The sequence below is a fragment of the Streptomyces macrolidinus genome (assembly GCF_023887685.1).
GTDB lineage: Bacteria > Actinomycetota > Actinomycetes > Streptomycetales > Streptomycetaceae > Streptomyces > Streptomyces macrolidinus.
Genome location: NZ_JAMWMR010000124.1, coordinates 1 through 299, shown reverse-complemented (window position 1 = coordinate 299; position 299 = coordinate 1). Strand labels below are relative to the sequence as shown.

Sequence of the window (299 nt, the reverse complement as noted above, 5' to 3'; positions counted from 1 at the left end):
CGTGGGCCGGACTCGTCGTGCCACATCGAGCTGAGCATCGGAGTGTCGGTGGAACCAGGGGCGACGATGTTGCAGCGGATGCCGTGCCGGGCCACCTCAAGGCCCAGGCTCTTGGTGAACATCTCCGCCGCCGCCTTCGACGCCGCGTACGCAGCCATCCCCGAACGCGGCGTCGCAGCCGCGTTGGACGCCACCGTGACCACCGCACCACACCGCCGCGGCACCATACGGCCCACCACAGCACGCGAGAGATGGAAGACACCCGTGGTGTTCACCGCGAACGTACTGTTCCAGTCATC

1 protein-coding gene is annotated in these 299 nt (G+C 67.6%); it reads right to left on the bottom strand.

The genetic code is table 11. From position 1 onward, the window contains the following. Positions 1-299, bottom strand: a 299-nt coding sequence (locus tag NGF19_RS30510) for an SDR family NAD(P)-dependent oxidoreductase (protein WP_252429190.1), incomplete at both ends; no start/stop codon positions are given.